The following is a 16,426-nucleotide window of genomic DNA, read 5'->3' on the forward strand; positions in this document are numbered from 1 at the left end:
ATGTCCAGGTTCAAGTCCGATTTCCTCCGCACGCTCGATGAGCGCGGCTTCATTCACCAGATCTCCGATGAGGCAGGTCTCGACGAATTGTTCGCAAAGGAAACCGTGACCGCCTATATCGGCTATGACCCGACGGCCTCGAGTTTGCATGTCGGCCACCTCACCCAGATCATGATGCTGCACTGGCTGCAGCAGACCGGCCACCAGCCGATCTCGCTGATGGGTGGCGGCACCGGCATGGTAGGCGACCCCTCCTTCAAGGAAGAAGCCCGCAAGCTGATGACGATCGACATGATTGAGGACAACATCACCTCGCTCAAGCACGTCTTCGCCAACTACCTCGATTACGACCGCCCCGGCAACCCGGCGCTGATGATCAACAATGCCGACTGGCTGCGCGGATTGAACTATCTCGAATTCCTGCGTGACGTCGGCCGCCACTTCTCGGTCAACCGCATGCTGTCCTTCGACAGCGTGAAGACACGCCTCGACCGCGAGCAGTCGCTGTCCTTCCTCGAATTCAACTACATGATCCTGCAGGCCTACGATTTCGTGGAACTGAACCAGCGCACGGGCTGCCGCCTGCAGATGGGCGGCTCTGACCAGTGGGGCAACATCATCAACGGCATCGACCTCGGTCACCGCATGGGGACGCCCCAGCTTTACGCGCTGACCTCGCCGCTTCTGACCACCTCCTCGGGTGCGAAGATGGGCAAGTCGGCCTCGGGCGCCGTGTGGCTGAACAAGGACCTGCTGCCGGTCTATGATTTCTGGCAATACTGGCGCAACACCGAAGATGCCGACGTCGTTCGCTTCGCCAAGCTCTTCACGACCCTGCCTATGGAAGAGATCGCGCGTCTGGCTACGCTCGGTGGATCGGAAATCAACGAGGCGAAGAAAATCCTGGCGACCGAGGTAACCGCAATCCTGCACGGCCGTGCCGCTGCGGAAGAAGCCGCGGAAACGGCGCGCAAGACCTTCGAAGAGGGCGCGCTGGCCGAAAACCTGCCTTCCATCGAGGTTCCGGCCTCCGAACTTGAAGCTGGCGTCGGCGTCCTCTCGCTCATCGTCCGCGCAGGTCTCGCCGGTTCGAATGGCGAGGCCCGCCGCCACGTTCAGGGCGGTGCGGTGAAGATCAATGATCAGGGCGTTTCCGACGAGCGCCAGATGATCGGCACCGGCGAAGTGACCGGTGACGGCGTCATCAAGCTGTCGGTAGGCAAGAAGAAGCACGTGCTGGTTCGCCCGGCCTGACGCCCACACCGAACCTGTCATTGAGGGCCGCGAAAGCGGCCCTTTTTACTGGAACTCGAAAATCTGCCTGAAAACACCGGGCGCAATCAGCGACAGCGGGTTGATCGTCAGCTTCGGCTGGTCCGTCTGGCCGGAAAGCTTGAAGGTAATGCCGAGCAGGCCGCGGTCGCGCCCGTTGCCGAGGAAGATGCCGATAAAGGGCAACTCGCCGAACAGCCGGTTCAGCCCGTAGGCGGGCATGAAGGTGCCGGTCATGTCCATGCGGCCATTCTGATCCTTCAGCAGCCCCTGAAACGTTGCGCCGATCTGTTCACCGCGCACAACCCCGTTTTCCACCGCGATCGAACCGTTGACATACACAACCCGAGCAAAGCCGCGCTGGAACTTCTCCGAACTGACATCGATATTGCGGCGGACCGCATTGTTGAGGCTCCTGCCATCCTCGCCCGTGGGCGTTGCGACGATGTCCTGCAACTTGGCCTCATTGACCACGGAGAAATTGCGCAGATCCAGCGAGCCGCTCCAGTCGCTGCCATTGGCGGTCGTCAGTGCGAGGTTGAGAAGGCCGCCACGAATGCGGCTGTAGATATTGGCAAACCGCGCGAGCGAACCCGCATCGCTGCTGGTCAATGTCACAGTCCCCGTCGCGCCGCGATTGGTGGTCTGCGCGACCACCGCCTGTCCGTTGCCGGTCACGCCGCGAAAATCGATCGAGCGCACCTTGCCGTCACGCACGCTGACATCGGAATTGACATTGGCAAGGATCTCATCGTTGAACCCGTAGACCTTGTCGAACTGCGCCTTGATGGAAAGAGATGGCTGCGAACGAGACGTACCATCGCCACCGCCGGCGGGACTGCGCAGCTTCGACAGGAAAGGCCTTAGATCCGCGGATTTTCCGGAAGCATTGATAATATAGCCGTTTTTCGAAGCAGCTAACGAAACGGCATAATTATCGGAGGGCGAAAGCTGCACGCGGCTGAGATCGGCCGAGATCAGACCGCTCTTGTTGAAGGCAATGTCGCCGGCGGCGCCGAAACCATCGCCATCGAGGGAAAAATCCGTGATTGCGGTGCGACCGTCCGCCACTTCCATGCTAAAGGCGGCTTTTGCCGGAATGCCGATGCCCTTGCTCCAGCCAAGCCCCGGAAGAATGATCGACGCCTTGGTCAGATCGAGCCGTACGTCCTGGCGTTTGGCATCGGCACCGTCGATCTCCAAAACGGTTGTGCCGCCGAGAACCGAGGACAGCTCCGGCGCGAGTTTGGCGACCTGTGTTTCGGTCAACGTGGCCTTCAGGGACAGGGTGGGAGCCACACCGCTGTTCTTGCGCACGGGCTCCGTCATCTCGATATCCATCGGCACGTCATCGACGCGGCCTTTGCCCTGAAGCAGGAGCTGACGGTCGTTCAACGTCATGAAGCCGTCCAGCGCCGTGACCTTGTGGCCGGCGAAGGGTTTCGTCAGCGACAGGTTTTTCAGATCGAGATCGGCCGTCCACACCGGCGGAGGCGGGTTCTGGCTGGAAAGCAGGCCGATGGTCAGTTTCGCATTGGCTTGCACATCGCCGGCGAAATCCTCCGGCTTGAACTGCGTGTCCTTGAGCGCGTTGATCGGCTTCAGTGTCGCAAGCTCCGCTACGGCGTCTGCGGAGCCCGATACGCTGAGTTCGAGATTTCCAAGCAGAGGCTTGTCATAAACCGAGGAAATCACGAACCGGCTGTTCTCAAGCGCCAGCGAACGGTTGGACGGGAAATAGGACGTCGCCCGCTTGATTTCGACGGCCATCTTGCCGCCTACGAGATCGAAATGCGCATCGACATCACGCAGGGGCGGAATGTCGCCGGTGGTGTTGAGACGCGTATCGTCAATGTCGAAACGAATCTGCATTTCGCTCTCGCCGAGCACCAGCGGGCAACCGGGACCGCACATCCGGCCCTGCGGGATGAAGATTGCGATCGAGCCATTGGTGACCGTGCCGCCATAAAGATTGGAAACCACCCAGTCGCGCGGCTTGTGCGCCATCCAGAAAGGCCAGAGCTGCTTGACCGCCGTGGCCTCCATCTTCGGTATCTGTCCGCCGAAGCTGATTTCGGGCGACCCTTCGCCGAACCGCATTTTCAGCGATCCCGCCATGTCTCCGAGTGGGCTTGTGACATAAAGCGATGAAACGTCGAGTTGCTTCGTCGCGGCCGTGAAGTGACCGTCCGCCTTCAGGCTGAAAGGAACCGGGGCCTCGCCCGAGGCTTCGGACGAAGCAACCGCATCGTCGATGCGGAGGGACAGACCAAAACCCTCCTCCGTATCGCTGATTACGCCGACGACCGGAATGATCGTGCGTCCAAGTTCCACCCGCGAGTTGTCGATGACAAGCGTGCTTTTTGCGAAATCGTAGCGCGCGTTCACAGTGCCGGCCGTGAAGGGCTGGGCCTCGCCGCCGATCCGAAGCGTGCCGTTACCGAGGCCGAGCGAGATGTCGAGACGCGGCTCCTGCCCCTCCTTGGCCCGGCGGGCAACGATGTTGATGCCCGTCTTGACATTCAGCCCCTCATGGAGGTTTCCGTCCGGATCGTATTTTTCCAGAAACGGGCCAATGTCGAAGCCATCGATACGGGCCTGGAAACCGTCGATCACGCCGCCCGCACCTGAGGTCTTGAGTGACACGCTGGCGATTTCGCCGTTGAACAGCGTTTCCCCGTCAAGCGAATAGCCGCCCTGCTGGTCTGGCGTCAGCGACAGTTCCCGCACCTCGATGGTGCGCGGCTTTCCCAGTTCGCCCGGTGGCAGATGAACGGAGACGCTGGAAATATCGATTTCCTCGGTTCCGCTGCTCAGGAAAGCCTGTGCCAGCTTGTCGAGCTGCCCGAAGGCTTCCTGCAATTGCAGCGGCACGGCGTCGAGCTTGACGCTGGCAAGATCGAACCCGTTGCCCTTGGGCAAAAGCGCCGTATCCAGCTCCATCCCGTCGGCTTCTAGGCTCTCCACCGACACGCGACCCGCCAGAAGCGCGAGGGGATCGAGCGCCATGCCGATCGCCCGCGCCCTGCTCAGATGCTGGCCGGATTCTTTCTCGACGATATCCACATCCTCCGCCACCAGCGCAAGGCGCAGTCCGGTGGAGAACCTGATCGCCGATGATCCGATTCGCGCGCTGTAATGCGGTCCGAGCGCCCGTTCCAGCGCCTGCTGCGCCTGGCTGGACAGCGCATTGTCAATCGAACCGGTCTCGACGGAAAGAATGATGCCGCCGATGGAGAGGAAGGCGAGCACGAAAAGAGCCGCGAAAACCTTGAGGAAAGCACGCGCCATGGAACGCGGCGGCGGGCAATGCACGATGATGGGATCCTCGGCCTGAGCCGAAGGCAGATCGTGCAGCGCAACGATATCGCGCCTGCCGAACTTGACCTTTTCACCCCTGACTTCAGCCATACGCCCGTATTTGCCCCTGAATAGCTTTTGTTTCGCCGCAACACCGGAGCGGGATGGCGAAAAGTGTAAGCGGTCCTCGTCTGGAATCCCGCTCAAATTCCTTAACCCGGATCACGGTTGGGATTTGAGGTCGAAACGATCTGAAATCCCAATCGTGATCTGGACGACGCGCGGTTTCGCTATATATCGAATGTGGCAACTTTCACTCAACATCCCGGCGAAAGAAAGGTAGATTATGACAGACTTGACGATTGGCGGCCCGGCTCCCGATTTCACTTTGCCCCGCAACGGTGAAGGGACGGTGACATTGTCCAAACTCCAAGGCAAGGCCGTCGTTCTTTATTTCTACCCCAAGGACGACACGTCCGGCTGCACCGCCGAAGCGATCGATTTCAGCGCGCTGGGCGGTGAATTCGAAGCGGCCAACACGGTTGTCATCGGCATTTCGCCCGACAGCGTCAAAAGCCACGACAAGTTTGCGGCAAAACATTCGCTTTCCGTCATGCTCGCGTCTGACGAGGAGAGGAAGGTTCTGGAAGCCTATGGCGTCTGGAAGGAAAAAAGCATGTATGGGAAAAAATACATGGGTGTCGAACGCACTACATTCCTCGTTGGACCGGACGGCAAGATCGCGGAGATCTGGAACAAGGTGAAGGTCGCCGGCCATGCCCAGGCCGTTCTCGACGCAGCGAAGAAACTCTGAGGGGCCAACCCGTTGTGATGCCCCCGTTCAAAATCATGTCGCTGCGCGGTGGTGCGACGGATGCTATCGCAAGCGCCGATCTCGACAGGAAGACCGCGCTCGCACAGGAGACGGCGACACGGTGGTTCGAGCGCCGCCTGTCGCTGCGCTCTCCGCTGGACCCGCCCCTGCCAGAGCGCCCGGGCAGGCCGGAAAAGCCGGAACTCGTTCCGCCGACCGCAGTGGAACGCCGCTCGCTTCACAGCGTCAAGGGCCGTATCGCGCTGCTGCACGCCATTGCCCATATCGAACTCAACGCCGTCGATCTCGCGCTCGACATTGTCGCCCGTTATGCCAGCGAGCCGGTGCCGCACTCCTTTTTCGATGGCTGGATGCAGGTCGCCTTCGAGGAGGCAAAACATTTCCGGCTGGTGCGCGACCGGCTGAGAAGCCTCGGTGCCGACTATGGCGATCTGCCCGCCCATGACGGGCTGTGGCAGGCGGCGCATTCCACCCGCAACGATCTCACCGCACGGCTTGCCGTCGTGCCGCTCATCCTCGAAGCGCGCGGACTGGACGTCACCCCTTCCCTGCAGGCGAAGATGCGCGAAACCGGCGATCTGGAAAGCGCTGCCGTTCTGGACGTCATCTATAATGACGAAAAGGGCCACGTCGCCATCGGTGCAAAATGGTTCCGGTTCCTCTGTGCCCGTGAGAAAAAGGATCCGGCCGCGACCTTCAGGCTACTGGTGCGCGCCAATTTCCGCGGCCCTTTGAAACCGCCCTTTAATGACCTTGCCCGCGCCGAGGCCGGCCTGACGCCATCCTTTTACCGCTCGCTCACATCCGTCAGCCAGTAGCCGACGCTGCCGAAACTCTACTCCGGCAAAACTTCGTTAACCTTAACGAATTATGATTTCCTTCAAGAAATCGGCCAGTCCGGAGAGAGATTGTGACTGATACGGCGGAAAACCGGGTATTTGGCAAAAAGCGTGAGCCGCACGTGCTCATTCTCGCGCGCGGCGACAAGGTGCGGCACATGACCATCCGGCCGTGGATGGCGGCGCTTGCCGGCTGCACGATCGGCCTTTTTTCGCTCGGTTATCTCGGCGCCACCGGCTACCTTATCCTGCGGGACGACCTGATCGGCGCGACAATGGCGCGCCAGACCCGCATTCAGAACGATTACGAAGACCGCATCGCAGCCCTGAGAGCCCAGGTGGACCGCGTCACCTCCAGGCAGTTGCTGGATCAGCAGGTCGTTGAAAAGAAAGTGGAAAAGCTTCTGCAACAGCAGGCGGCGCTGACCTCGCGGCACGGCCGCATGAGCGAACTGCTGGAACGCGCGGAAAACTCCGGCGTCGCGACGTCGCCGACAGCACCCTCGTCCCTTTCAAACGCGATGGCGCCGGAAAAACGCGCCGATCTGTCGGGCGGTCTCTCGGCGATCGAAAAGCTGATGACACCGCGCGCACCACAGCCGGAACAACCCACCGCGAACGACAGACGGGCTGCTTACCAGCCGGAAGGCGGCGAGACGCCCTCGGACCGCGCCGATCGCGTATTTTCAAAGGTAACTCTGTCGCTGAAGGACATCGAGCGCCAGCAGATATCGCGGATAGCACAACTGACGAGCGACGCCGAAGACAAGGCGAGCGCGATGCAGGACATTATCCGCCAGGCCGGGCTCAAGATCGATGAGAGCGGCACCGCCGACATTGGCGGACCCTATGCGGAGCCAGAGCGCGGCGAAACGGATCCCTTCAGCCTGTCGCTGACCAATCTCGACACCGCTCTCAACCGGCTGGACGTCGTCAGGGAAACGGCGACGACCCTGCCCTTCGGCAACCCGGCACCCGGCAGGGCGATCACCAGTCGATTCGGCAATCGGATGGATCCGTTTCTCGGCCGCCCGGCGCTACATACCGGCATCGATTTTCGTGCCGAGACCGGCGCCGACGTCAAATCCACCGGCGCTGGAAAGGTGACGGTAGCGGAAAATTCCGGCGGTTACGGCAATATGGTCGAGATCGATCACGGCCAGGGCGTGTCGACCCGATTCGGCCATCTCTCCGCCATTCTGGTCAAGGCCGGCGACCGGGTCGAAGCCGGCGACGTAATCGGCCGCGCCGGCAGCACCGGCCGTTCCACCGGTCCGCACGTGCATTATGAAGTGCGCCGCAACGATACACCCGTGGATCCGATGCGGTTTCTGATCGCCGGGGCAGAGCTTAAAACCTATTTGAAATAGCGTCCCGGTCTTAACGCTTTTTTTGCTCTTTTAACGATAAATCCCGAAAAACCACGCCTGAGGCTTAAAAGCCCAGTCGCAAGCGGCACGTTTAACGCGCTTTTCCCGTTGTTTCCTTGACTTTCCGGCAATTTGGGCATATCCCCGCGCCAAGTCTTTGCAAGTGCCGTCGCGGCACGCAGGTATTCTTACCGAACCAGAACGGAAAAAGTTCTTCCTTTGACAACATTCTCTGATCTTGGCCTGAGCCAAAAAGTTCTTTCCGCTATTGCAGATGCCGGCTACACGACGCCGACACCCATTCAGGCTGGCGCCATTCCGCCGGCGCTGGAAAAGCGTGATATCTGCGGTATCGCACAGACCGGCACGGGCAAAACCGCGTCATTCGTTCTGCCGATGCTGACCCTGCTTGAGAAGGGCCGCGCACGCGCCAGAATGCCGCGCACGCTGATCCTCGAGCCGACGCGCGAGCTTGCGGCACAGGTGGCGGAGAACTTCGAGAAATACGGCAAGAATCACAAGCTGAACGTCGCCCTCCTGATCGGCGGTGTTTCCTTCGAAGACCAGGACCGCAAGCTGGAACGTGGCGCCGATGTGCTGATCTGCACCCCTGGCCGCCTTCTTGACCATTGCGAACGCGGCAAGCTGCTGATGACCGGCGTGGAAATCCTTGTCATCGACGAAGCCGACCGCATGCTCGACATGGGCTTCATTCCTGACATCGAGCGCATCGCCAAGATGATCCCCTTCACCCGCCAGACGCTGTTCTTCTCGGCCACCATGCCGCCGGAAATCCAGAAGCTGGCTGATCGCTTCCTGCAGAACCCCGTCCGTGTCGAGGTCGCCAAGCCCTCCTCTACTGCAAAGACCGTTGCCCAGCGCATCGTCGCCGCCCATAACAAAGACTACGAAAAGCGCGCCGTCCTGCGCGATCTCGTCCGTGCCGAAGAGGCTGAACTCAAGAACGCCATCATCTTCTGCAACCGCAAGAAGGATGTGGCCGATCTTTTCCGTTCGCTCGACCGCCACGGCTTTTCCGTCGGCGCGCTGCATGGCGACATGGACCAGCGTTCGCGCACGACGATGCTGCAGAACTTCAAGGACGGCAATCTGAAGCTGCTCGTCGCCTCGGACGTCGCCGCACGCGGGCTTGATATCCCCGATGTCAGCCACGTCTTCAACTTCGATATTCCCATTCATTCGGAAGACTATGTTCACCGCATCGGCCGCACCGGCCGTGCCGGCCGCTCGGGCAAGGCTTTCACCATCGTCACCAAAAGCGACACCAAATATCTCGACGCCATCGAAAAGCTGATCGGCGAAAAGATAGAGTGGCTGAACGGTGATCTCTCCACCCTCCCCGCGCCGATGGAAAGCTTTGAAAGCAATTCCGGCCGTCGGGGCAAGGAACGGGGCGGCAGAGGCCGCGACCGTAACCGCCGGGACGCCGCACCGGTCGAAAACATCAATCAGGGCGCACAATCCGCTGCGGACGCAGATATCGCGGCTCATGGAGACGACAAGGTGAAAGCAGAACGCAAGCAGGAAAAGGCGCCACGCAATTCCGACCGCAACAGTCGCAATCCGCTGCACGCCAATGACGACAACCGCGACCGTCGCCGCCACTATCGCGACCATGACGATGGCCCGACACCGGTTGGCTTCGGCGATGACATTCCCGCCTTCATGCTGATCGTGGCCAACGCCAAGGCCTGACCACAGCAATGGACACGATGACGTCGACCATCAAGCCGGGCCTCGATTTTCCGGGCGTCGGCGTGGGCCTTGTCATATTGCGTGAAGGCCGCCTCCTTTTATGCCGGCGCATGAAAGCGCCGGAAGCCGGGTATTGGAGCATCCCTGGCGGCAAAGTCGATCATCTCGAAACGTCGCTAGCCGCGGCGCGGCGCGAAGCCGAGGAAGAGACCGGGCTGACGATCGGCCACGTCGAATTTCTCTGCCATAGCGAATTTATCGACGCAGTAGACCGCCATCACTGGGTCTCCCTGATCTTCGTCACCCGCGACACAACGGGTCAGCCCTCGCTTACGGAGCCGGATAAGCTCTCCGCCATCGACTGGTTCGATCTCGACAAACTTCCTGAGCCGATCTCCGCCTTTGCAAAGGACGCTCTGGCCGCTCTGAAATAATGCTGAGGCAGCCCCGGGCGTCGAATAATGACGTCGGATGCGGAATTTTCAAAATCGAAAACGGCGGATCAGATTGGGTCGAAGCCAGAATTTCGGACAACGGCACGCTTAATCCACGCCATTTCATTTCTGGAACGCTTATCGCGAGAGAACGGCTTTGCGTAAAGTTCTCCAAATTCAATTTTAAATTGCTTAAATTAGAGCTATGTAAAAAACCGCCCCAGTTTCCTGAAGCGGTTTATACGTAATAAAAAAAATAGAATATGGAAGCGAATATAGTCTGGCAGTGCTTATAATCGGAACACTTTCCGAGGCTTTTTACAGCCAATTTCAGTCGTCCCCTGAAACAATTCCATCTAAGCTAATCATTTACTTTCCGTCAAGCAAATCTTCTCGCAAATGCGAAAAAAACATGGCGAAAAAGAGGTGGGGAATTAGAAGGTTTCTATATTAAACTTAGATATCAATAAATTACAGATATGAAAATAAAATGTGCAGATTTATAACGTGCACTGCAAAAGGCATAATCAGCAACAAGGCCTTCGCTGGAGTGTGCTTATACGCGCCACTTGTAATAGTTTTATGAAGTAAAACGGCACGTGGCGGACTTATGAAATACTTCTTCAGTAAAGCGGTACAGAAAGAAGATAGCGGGGCGAAAAAGAGCAGCGCTGCGGTATGGCCGCGAGGCACCATTATCGGCCGACGGCAACAACCACAAGATGCCGCGTCCATCTCGGCATTCGGATCGCCCGACATCGAAGCCAAGCTGCCGCAGTCCAGGCGCCAGCGTGCGATTATGATGGACGACAGGCGATTTTTCCTTTGGAAAACCGATTGGTGCCGATAAACATCAGATCGGGACAACAGGATTTCGATCACGTCATGCTTTCACTTCGCCTGCTAACGATCATCGCCGGTTTTGCCTTTGCGGGTTCAGCAAGCGCGGCATCGATCGGGATCGTTGCCCCGCAGAGCGGCCCCTACGAGCTTCTCGGGCAACAGGTCCGGCAGGGCGCCAAGGCGGCAGCCGCAAAACTCGGCCTGGATGTCGTGGAGATTCACGAGAGCTGCGAAGACGGCAGTGGCGGCGCGATTGCCGATGGCCTCGTGGCGGCGAAAGTCAGCGCCGCGATCGGCTTCCTGTGCACGGAAACGCTTCAGGACGTTTTGCCGCCGCTCAAGGCCGCGGCCATTCCGGCCATCACGCTTTCCAGCCGCGCACCCATCCTGATGGAGGACGCGCTGAAATATGGCTGGCCGCTTTTTCGCCTCGCCCCATCGGATCGGGCCGAATCGGCAAGGGCTGCGGAAGTCATTCTTCGCGACTGGAAAGGCCACCCGATCGGGCTCGTGGATGACGGCACGATCTACAGCCGCGAATTGGTCGACCGTATCCGCTCTACGCTGGAGGAAAACGGGCTGAAGCCCACCTTTGCCGATACGATGCGACCCAATCAGGAACAGCAGGTGGCGCTTGTGCGCCGGCTGGCGCGCACCGGCATTACCCATGTCTTCATCGGCGCGGAACGAAACGATATCGCCGTCGTGGCACGGGACGCCGCTTCAGAGAATTTTCCGCTCACCATTCTGGGCGGCGATACGCTGAACGCCGCCAACACCCCCCTCGCACTGGCTGCGAACGTGATGGCCATCACGCGCCCGGCCTATGACACACTGCCTTCGGCGCAGGGGGCAGCCGGCGAACTGCGCGCCGCAGGCATCGAACCCGAAGGTTACGTCCTTCCAGCCTATGCCGCCACCGAACTGACGGCGGCGCTGGCGGAAGCGGCCCAGGCGCAGTCGAAACCGGCGCCGGAGATACTGGCGTCCGGCACGGCCTTCAAAACCGTGATTGGCGATCTCGCATTCAACCCGTCGCATGAGCTTTCGGACAATCCCTACCGCCTGCAGCGCTGGAACGGCCAGCGCTTCGAACCGGCGGACAAAGCCGAAAGGCAGTAGCTGAAGCCGGCACCGGGACAAATTCGCGGAGCGGCAGCGGAAAACCATCAGCAACCTCACCGCTGACCGTTTCAAACCCCGATGCATGGTGTTAAAGGCAAACTTACGCAACGCGTCGAGAGGAGTTTGCCCATGTCCCTGCCCATCCGGATAGCACCGTCGATCCTGGCTTCCAATTTCGCCAAGCTCGGACAGGAAGTCGCCGATGTCACCGAGGCCGGCGCGGACTGGATTCATCTCGATGTCATGGACGGGCATTTCGTGCCGAACATTTCCTTCGGGCCCGATGTCATCAAGGCGCTTCGGCCGCACAGCAATGCCTTCTTCGATTGCCATTTGATGATCGCCCCCGTCGATCCCTATCTCGAAGCCTTTGCCAAGGCCGGCTGTGACAGCATCACGGTGCATGCGGAGGCCGGCCCCCACCTGCACCGCTCTCTCCAGACCATTCGCGGACTGGGCCTGAAGGCTGGCGTCACGCTCAACCCGGCAACGCCGCTTTCCGTTATCGAAAACGTGCTCGATGATGTCGACCTCGTGCTGATCATGAGCGTCAATCCCGGCTTCGGCGGCCAGAAATTCATTCCCGCCATGCTCGACAAGATCCGCGCAGCCAAGGCGATGATCGGTCAGCGGCCGATCGAACTGGAAGTGGATGGCGGCGTGACGGCGCAGACCGCAGGAGATATCATCGCCGCCGGCGCCAATGCACTGGTAGCGGGCTCCGCAGTATTCAAAGGCGATGGCGTGGAGGATTATCGCAAGACGATCGCCCTCCTGCGCACGGCCGCGGAAGCCGGACGGGCGTAATCCGTCACCGCCGAATGCGGAAAGCCGGATGCGGCACAACGAGGCGTCGGGGGGAATGTCATGGAAAGCGGCAGGCGGAATTTCCGCGACAGGGCTCTTCCAGCATTGTTCATTCTGCTTGGCGCGCTTGGCTGGAGCGTTTGTTCAGCGGCGTCGGCCGCCATCGGCCTCTATGCCCGTAACAGGCTGGAAACCGATCACGTCGCCGATATCATCACCCTTTTCTTCACGGGCGGATTTTTCGGCTGGCTGCTGGCGCTGGCGGCATTGCGCGTTCTCCCTGCCTTAAAATCCCAACAATTGCGTCTTGCGACAGCATGTCTCGCAATCGCTTTCTTCACGCTCGCCGTGGCGGCAGCATTGTTCGCGTTCGAGTACCGCATCTTTTATGCGCAATGGCATGCGCCAACTTTTTCCCGCATCTGGTTTTTTCAGCAGCTTTTCACGTCGCTCGGTGCAGTCTACCAGTTCGTCGTTCTGGGACTTGGTCTTTATTTTCCCTTCGCCGCACTTCCGCTCGTGCCCGCAGGGGCAATGCTCTGCCGGCGTGCATCGCAAGCGGCGTAGGCATGCAGCTTGATAGATTGAGATTAGCGGAACACTTTGCTAAACGGGCAGCAAATTTCCTCTACTAAGAAAGTCATTGCCATGATCCCTCGTTACTCCCGGCCGGAAATGGTCGCCATCTGGTCGCCGGAAACAAAATTCCGCATCTGGTTCGAGATCGAGGCGCATGCCTGTGACGCGCTGGCCGAGCTCGGCGTCATCCCGAAGTCAGCAGCCCAGACCATCTGGGAAAAGGGCGGCAGCGCCACCTTCGACGTCGCCCGCATTGATGAGATCGAGGCCGTCACCAAGCATGATGTCATCGCCTTCCTCACCCATCTTGCAGAATTCGTCGGTCCCGACAGCCGCTTCGTGCATCAGGGCATGACCTCGTCGGACGTGCTCGATACCACGCTCAACATCCAGCTCGTCCGCGCCGCCGATCTGCTGCTCGCCGACATGGACCGGGTGCTTGCGGCTCTCAAGACCCGGGCCTTCGAACACAAGAACACGGTGCGCATCGGCCGCAGCCACGGCATCCATGCCGAACCGACGACGATGGGCCTCACCTTCGCCCGCTTCTACGCCGAGATGCACCGCAACCGTGAGCGCCTGGTGAACGCCCGCGCCGAAATCGCCACCGGCGCAATCTCCGGCGCTGTCGGCACCTTCGCCAATATCGACCCCCGCGTCGAGGAACATGTCTGCGAAAAGCTCGGGCTCATCCCCGAGCCGGTTTCCACGCAGGTCATCCCGCGTGACCGTCACGCCATGTTCTTCGCCACCCTTGGCGTCATCGCCTCGTCGATTGAAAACGTCGCCATCGAAATCCGCCACATGCAGCGCACCGAAGTTCTGGAAGCGGAAGAGTTCTTCTCTCCCGGCCAGAAGGGCTCGTCGGCCATGCCGCACAAGCGTAACCCGGTTCTCACAGAAAACCTCACCGGCCTCGCCCGTCTGGTGCGCATGTCGGTCGTCCCGGCCATGGAAAACGTTGCCCTCTGGCACGAGCGCGACATCAGCCACTCCTCCGTGGAGCGCGCCATCGGCCCCGACACGACAGTCACTCTGGACTTCGCATTGAACCGTCTGGCAGGCGTCATCGAAAAGCTGGTGATCTACCCGGACAACATGCTGAAGAACATGAACAAGTTCCGTGGTCTCGTGCATTCGCAGCGCGTTCTCCTCGCGCTGACGCAGGCCGGCGTATCGCGCGAAGACGCCTATCGTCTGGTCCAGCGCAATGCCATGAAGGTCTGGGAACAGGGTGCGGACTTCCTTGAGGAACTGCTGGGCGACGAGGAAGTGCGCGCTGCGCTCCCCGAAGAGGTCATCCGCGAAAAATTCGACCTCGGTTACCACACCAAGCATGTCGATACGATCTTCGCCCGCGTCTTCGGCAACGCCTGAGACTTGAGCTGAACCCGAGACCTTGACGTTAATGCCGCCGCGACCTTGATCGCGGCGGCATCACAACACAGATATGGCGCATGAAAGTTTCAGAAGCAGATATCCTGATCGTCCCCGGTTATACCAATTCCGGCCCGGATCACTGGCAGAGCCGCTGGGAGCGCAAGCTCTCCACCGCCCGCCGTGTCGAGCAGGCGGAATGGTCGAAACCGGTGAAGGAAGATTGGGTCGCCAGGCTGGTAGAGGAGGTCAACGCCTCCACCAGGCCCGTCGTCCTCGTGGCCCATTCGCTCGGCGTCCCGACCGTAATCCATGCCCTGCCCGAAATCGGCAAGAAGGTATCTGGCGCGCTTCTCGTTGCGCCGCCTGATGTCGCCAATCCCGAAATCAGGCCGAAGCATCTCATGACCTTCGGGCCTTACCCGCGCGATCCGCTGCCCTTTCCGGCGATCACCATCGCCAGCCGCAACGATCCCTTCGGCTCTTATGAACACGCCGACGACATCGCTGCTGCCTGGGGTTCGCTTTTGATCGATGCCGGCATGTCCGGCCACATCAATGCCGAGTCCGGGCACGGCCCGTGGCCGGAGGGCGGCATGGTCTTCGCGCAATTCCTGAGCCGCCTCAAAGGCGTCGAGCCATGACGAGAGCCGCCAACTGAAATCCGCATCGCCGCCCGCCCCTGCCGCGGCCCGGTTTTGCGGATGAAACAGTTCGGCGGCCCTGTCACAAGAATTGAAGGGAAATATGCCAGCCGCATTGTAGAATGCACTCTTTTCCTTTATGGGACCGCTTCAAAGACCAAACGCAACGCCACCAGAATCGGCGTCAACCAAGAGACCTGCAATTATGAACCGTCGCCGCCGTATTTACGAAGGCAAGGCCAAGATCCTTTACGAGGGTCCGGAGCCAGGCACGCTTATCCAGTTCTTCAAGGACGATGCGACCGCCTTCAACAAGAAGAAGCATGAAGTCATCGACGGCAAGGGCGTGCTGAACAACCGTATCTGCGAATACGTCTTCACGCATCTGAACAAGATCGGCATTCCCACCCACTTCATCCGCCGCCTCAACATGCGCGAGCAGCTGATCAAGGAAGTGGAGATGATCCCGCTCGAGGTCGTCGTGCGCAATGTCGCCGCCGGCTCGCTTTCCAAGCGCCTCGGCATCGAGGAAGGCGTGGTGCTGCCACGCTCGATCATCGAGTTTTATTACAAGTCGGATGAGCTCGAAGACCCGATGGTCTCCGAAGAGCACATCACGGCTTTCGGCTGGGCCAACCCCGCCGAGCTTGACGACATCATGGCGCTCGCCATCCGCGTCAACGACTTCCTCTCCGGCCTGTTCCTCGGCGTCGGCATTCAGCTCGTCGATTTCAAGATCGAATGTGGCCGCCTCTTCGAAGGCGATATGATGCGCATCATCCTCGCCGACGAGATTTCGCCCGACAGCTGCCGCCTCTGGGACATCGAGACCCAGAAGAAGATGGACAAGGACCTCTTCCGACGCGATCTGGGCGGTCTTCTGGAAGCTTATTCCGAAGTGGCGCGCCGTCTCGGCATCATCAATGAAAACGAACCGATCCGCGGCACCGGTCCTGTTCTGGTAAAGTAATATCGGCTCGTGAAATAATATTGGCCTCGTAGGGTAAAATCAGGAGAAGATCAGGTGATCAAGGCACGGGTGACTGTTACGCTGAAGAACGGCGTTCTCGATCCGCAGGGCAAGGCAATCGAAGGCGCGCTTGGCAGCCTCGGTTTTGGTGGCGTCGGCCATGTCCGTCAGGGCAAGGTTTTCGATCTGGAACTGGAAGGCGCCGACAAGGCGAAGGCCGAAACCGATCTGAAGGCAATGTGCGAAAAGCTCTTGGCCAACACGGTCATCGAAAACTACGCCATCGCCATTCTCTAAGCTCCAGGAGCCGCCGTC

The 16,426-nt window shown here is 59.8% G+C and carries 15 protein-coding genes; 14 read left to right on the plus strand and 1 reads right to left on the minus strand.

Annotated elements, in window-relative coordinates; translation table 11 throughout:
* Entirely contained in the window at positions 1-1,254 is a 1,254-nt protein-coding gene (gene tyrS / locus K7A42_RS03485; RefSeq protein WP_112635834.1) for a tyrosine--tRNA ligase, read from the plus strand.
* Positions 1,255-1,299: 45 nt separating this feature from the next.
* Here tyrS and K7A42_RS03490 read toward each other — a convergent pair whose 3' ends face one another.
* Positions 1,300-4,683, minus strand: a complete 3,384-nt coding sequence (locus K7A42_RS03490; protein WP_282454867.1) for a DUF3971 domain-containing protein — start codon at positions 4,681-4,683, stop codon at positions 1,300-1,302.
* Positions 4,684-4,918: 235 nt separating this feature from the next.
* On the opposite strand from K7A42_RS03490, the gene bcp reads away from it, so the two are divergent.
* From bcp to purS, 13 genes are all read left to right on the plus strand, one after another.
* Positions 4,919-5,386 (plus strand): thioredoxin-dependent thiol peroxidase, encoded by a 468-nt coding sequence (gene bcp, locus K7A42_RS03495; protein ID WP_004442409.1) that lies wholly within the window; start codon positions 4,919-4,921, stop codon positions 5,384-5,386.
* A gap of 17 nt (positions 5,387-5,403) precedes the next feature.
* A complete protein-coding gene (locus K7A42_RS03500) occupies positions 5,404-6,225 on the plus strand; it encodes a ferritin-like domain-containing protein (RefSeq protein WP_081093403.1) in 822 nt (273 codons plus the stop codon).
* A gap of 92 nt (positions 6,226-6,317) precedes the next feature.
* The gene (locus K7A42_RS03505) at positions 6,318-7,616 is read left to right on the plus strand and encodes a M23 family metallopeptidase (RefSeq protein WP_184285699.1); all 1,299 of its coding nucleotides are present in this window, start codon (positions 6,318-6,320) and stop codon (positions 7,614-7,616) included.
* Positions 7,617-7,835: 219 nt separating this feature from the next.
* A complete protein-coding gene (locus K7A42_RS03510; RefSeq protein ID WP_004442417.1) occupies positions 7,836-9,332 on the plus strand; it encodes a DEAD/DEAH box helicase in 1,497 nt (498 codons plus the stop codon).
* 8 nt (positions 9,333-9,340) lie between these two features.
* Entirely contained in the window at positions 9,341-9,766 is a 426-nt protein-coding gene (locus K7A42_RS03515) for an NUDIX domain-containing protein (protein ID WP_004442420.1), read from the plus strand.
* A gap of 610 nt (positions 9,767-10,376) precedes the next feature.
* Positions 10,377-10,616, plus strand: coding sequence for a hypothetical protein (locus K7A42_RS03520; protein ID WP_045533784.1), 240 nt, complete (start codon positions 10,377-10,379; stop codon positions 10,614-10,616).
* 35 nt (positions 10,617-10,651) lie between these two features.
* On the plus strand, positions 10,652-11,731 hold the full coding sequence (locus K7A42_RS03525; protein ID WP_022556480.1) for an ABC transporter substrate-binding protein: 1,080 nt from the start codon (positions 10,652-10,654) through the stop codon (positions 11,729-11,731).
* Between the two features lie 132 nt (positions 11,732-11,863).
* Positions 11,864-12,541 (plus strand): ribulose-phosphate 3-epimerase, encoded by a 678-nt coding sequence (gene rpe, locus K7A42_RS03530; RefSeq protein ID WP_004442425.1) that lies wholly within the window; start codon positions 11,864-11,866, stop codon positions 12,539-12,541.
* Between the two features lie 60 nt (positions 12,542-12,601).
* A complete protein-coding gene (locus K7A42_RS03535; RefSeq protein ID WP_045533786.1) occupies positions 12,602-13,108 on the plus strand; it encodes a hypothetical protein in 507 nt (168 codons plus the stop codon).
* An 81-nt stretch (positions 13,109-13,189) separates the two neighbouring features.
* On the plus strand, positions 13,190-14,497 hold the full coding sequence (gene purB / locus K7A42_RS03540) for an adenylosuccinate lyase (RefSeq protein WP_004442427.1): 1,308 nt from the start codon (positions 13,190-13,192) through the stop codon (positions 14,495-14,497).
* An 80-nt stretch (positions 14,498-14,577) separates the two neighbouring features.
* Positions 14,578-15,141 (plus strand): alpha/beta hydrolase, encoded by a 564-nt coding sequence (locus tag K7A42_RS03545; RefSeq protein ID WP_004442428.1) that lies wholly within the window; start codon positions 14,578-14,580, stop codon positions 15,139-15,141.
* 205 nt (positions 15,142-15,346) lie between these two features.
* Positions 15,347-16,111 carry a phosphoribosylaminoimidazolesuccinocarboxamide synthase gene (purC, locus tag K7A42_RS03550; protein WP_004442430.1) on the plus strand — a complete coding sequence of 255 codons (765 nt, stop codon included), beginning with the start codon at positions 15,347-15,349 and terminating at the stop codon, positions 16,109-16,111.
* 54 nt (positions 16,112-16,165) lie between these two features.
* The gene (gene purS, locus K7A42_RS03555) at positions 16,166-16,408 is read left to right on the plus strand and encodes a phosphoribosylformylglycinamidine synthase subunit PurS (RefSeq protein ID WP_003507918.1); all 243 of its coding nucleotides are present in this window, start codon (positions 16,166-16,168) and stop codon (positions 16,406-16,408) included.
* Positions 16,409-16,426: the final 18 nt, after the last annotated feature.

This window comes from Agrobacterium sp. InxBP2 (assembly GCF_026191755.1).
Classification (GTDB): Bacteria; Pseudomonadota; Alphaproteobacteria; order Rhizobiales; family Rhizobiaceae; genus Agrobacterium; species Agrobacterium pusense.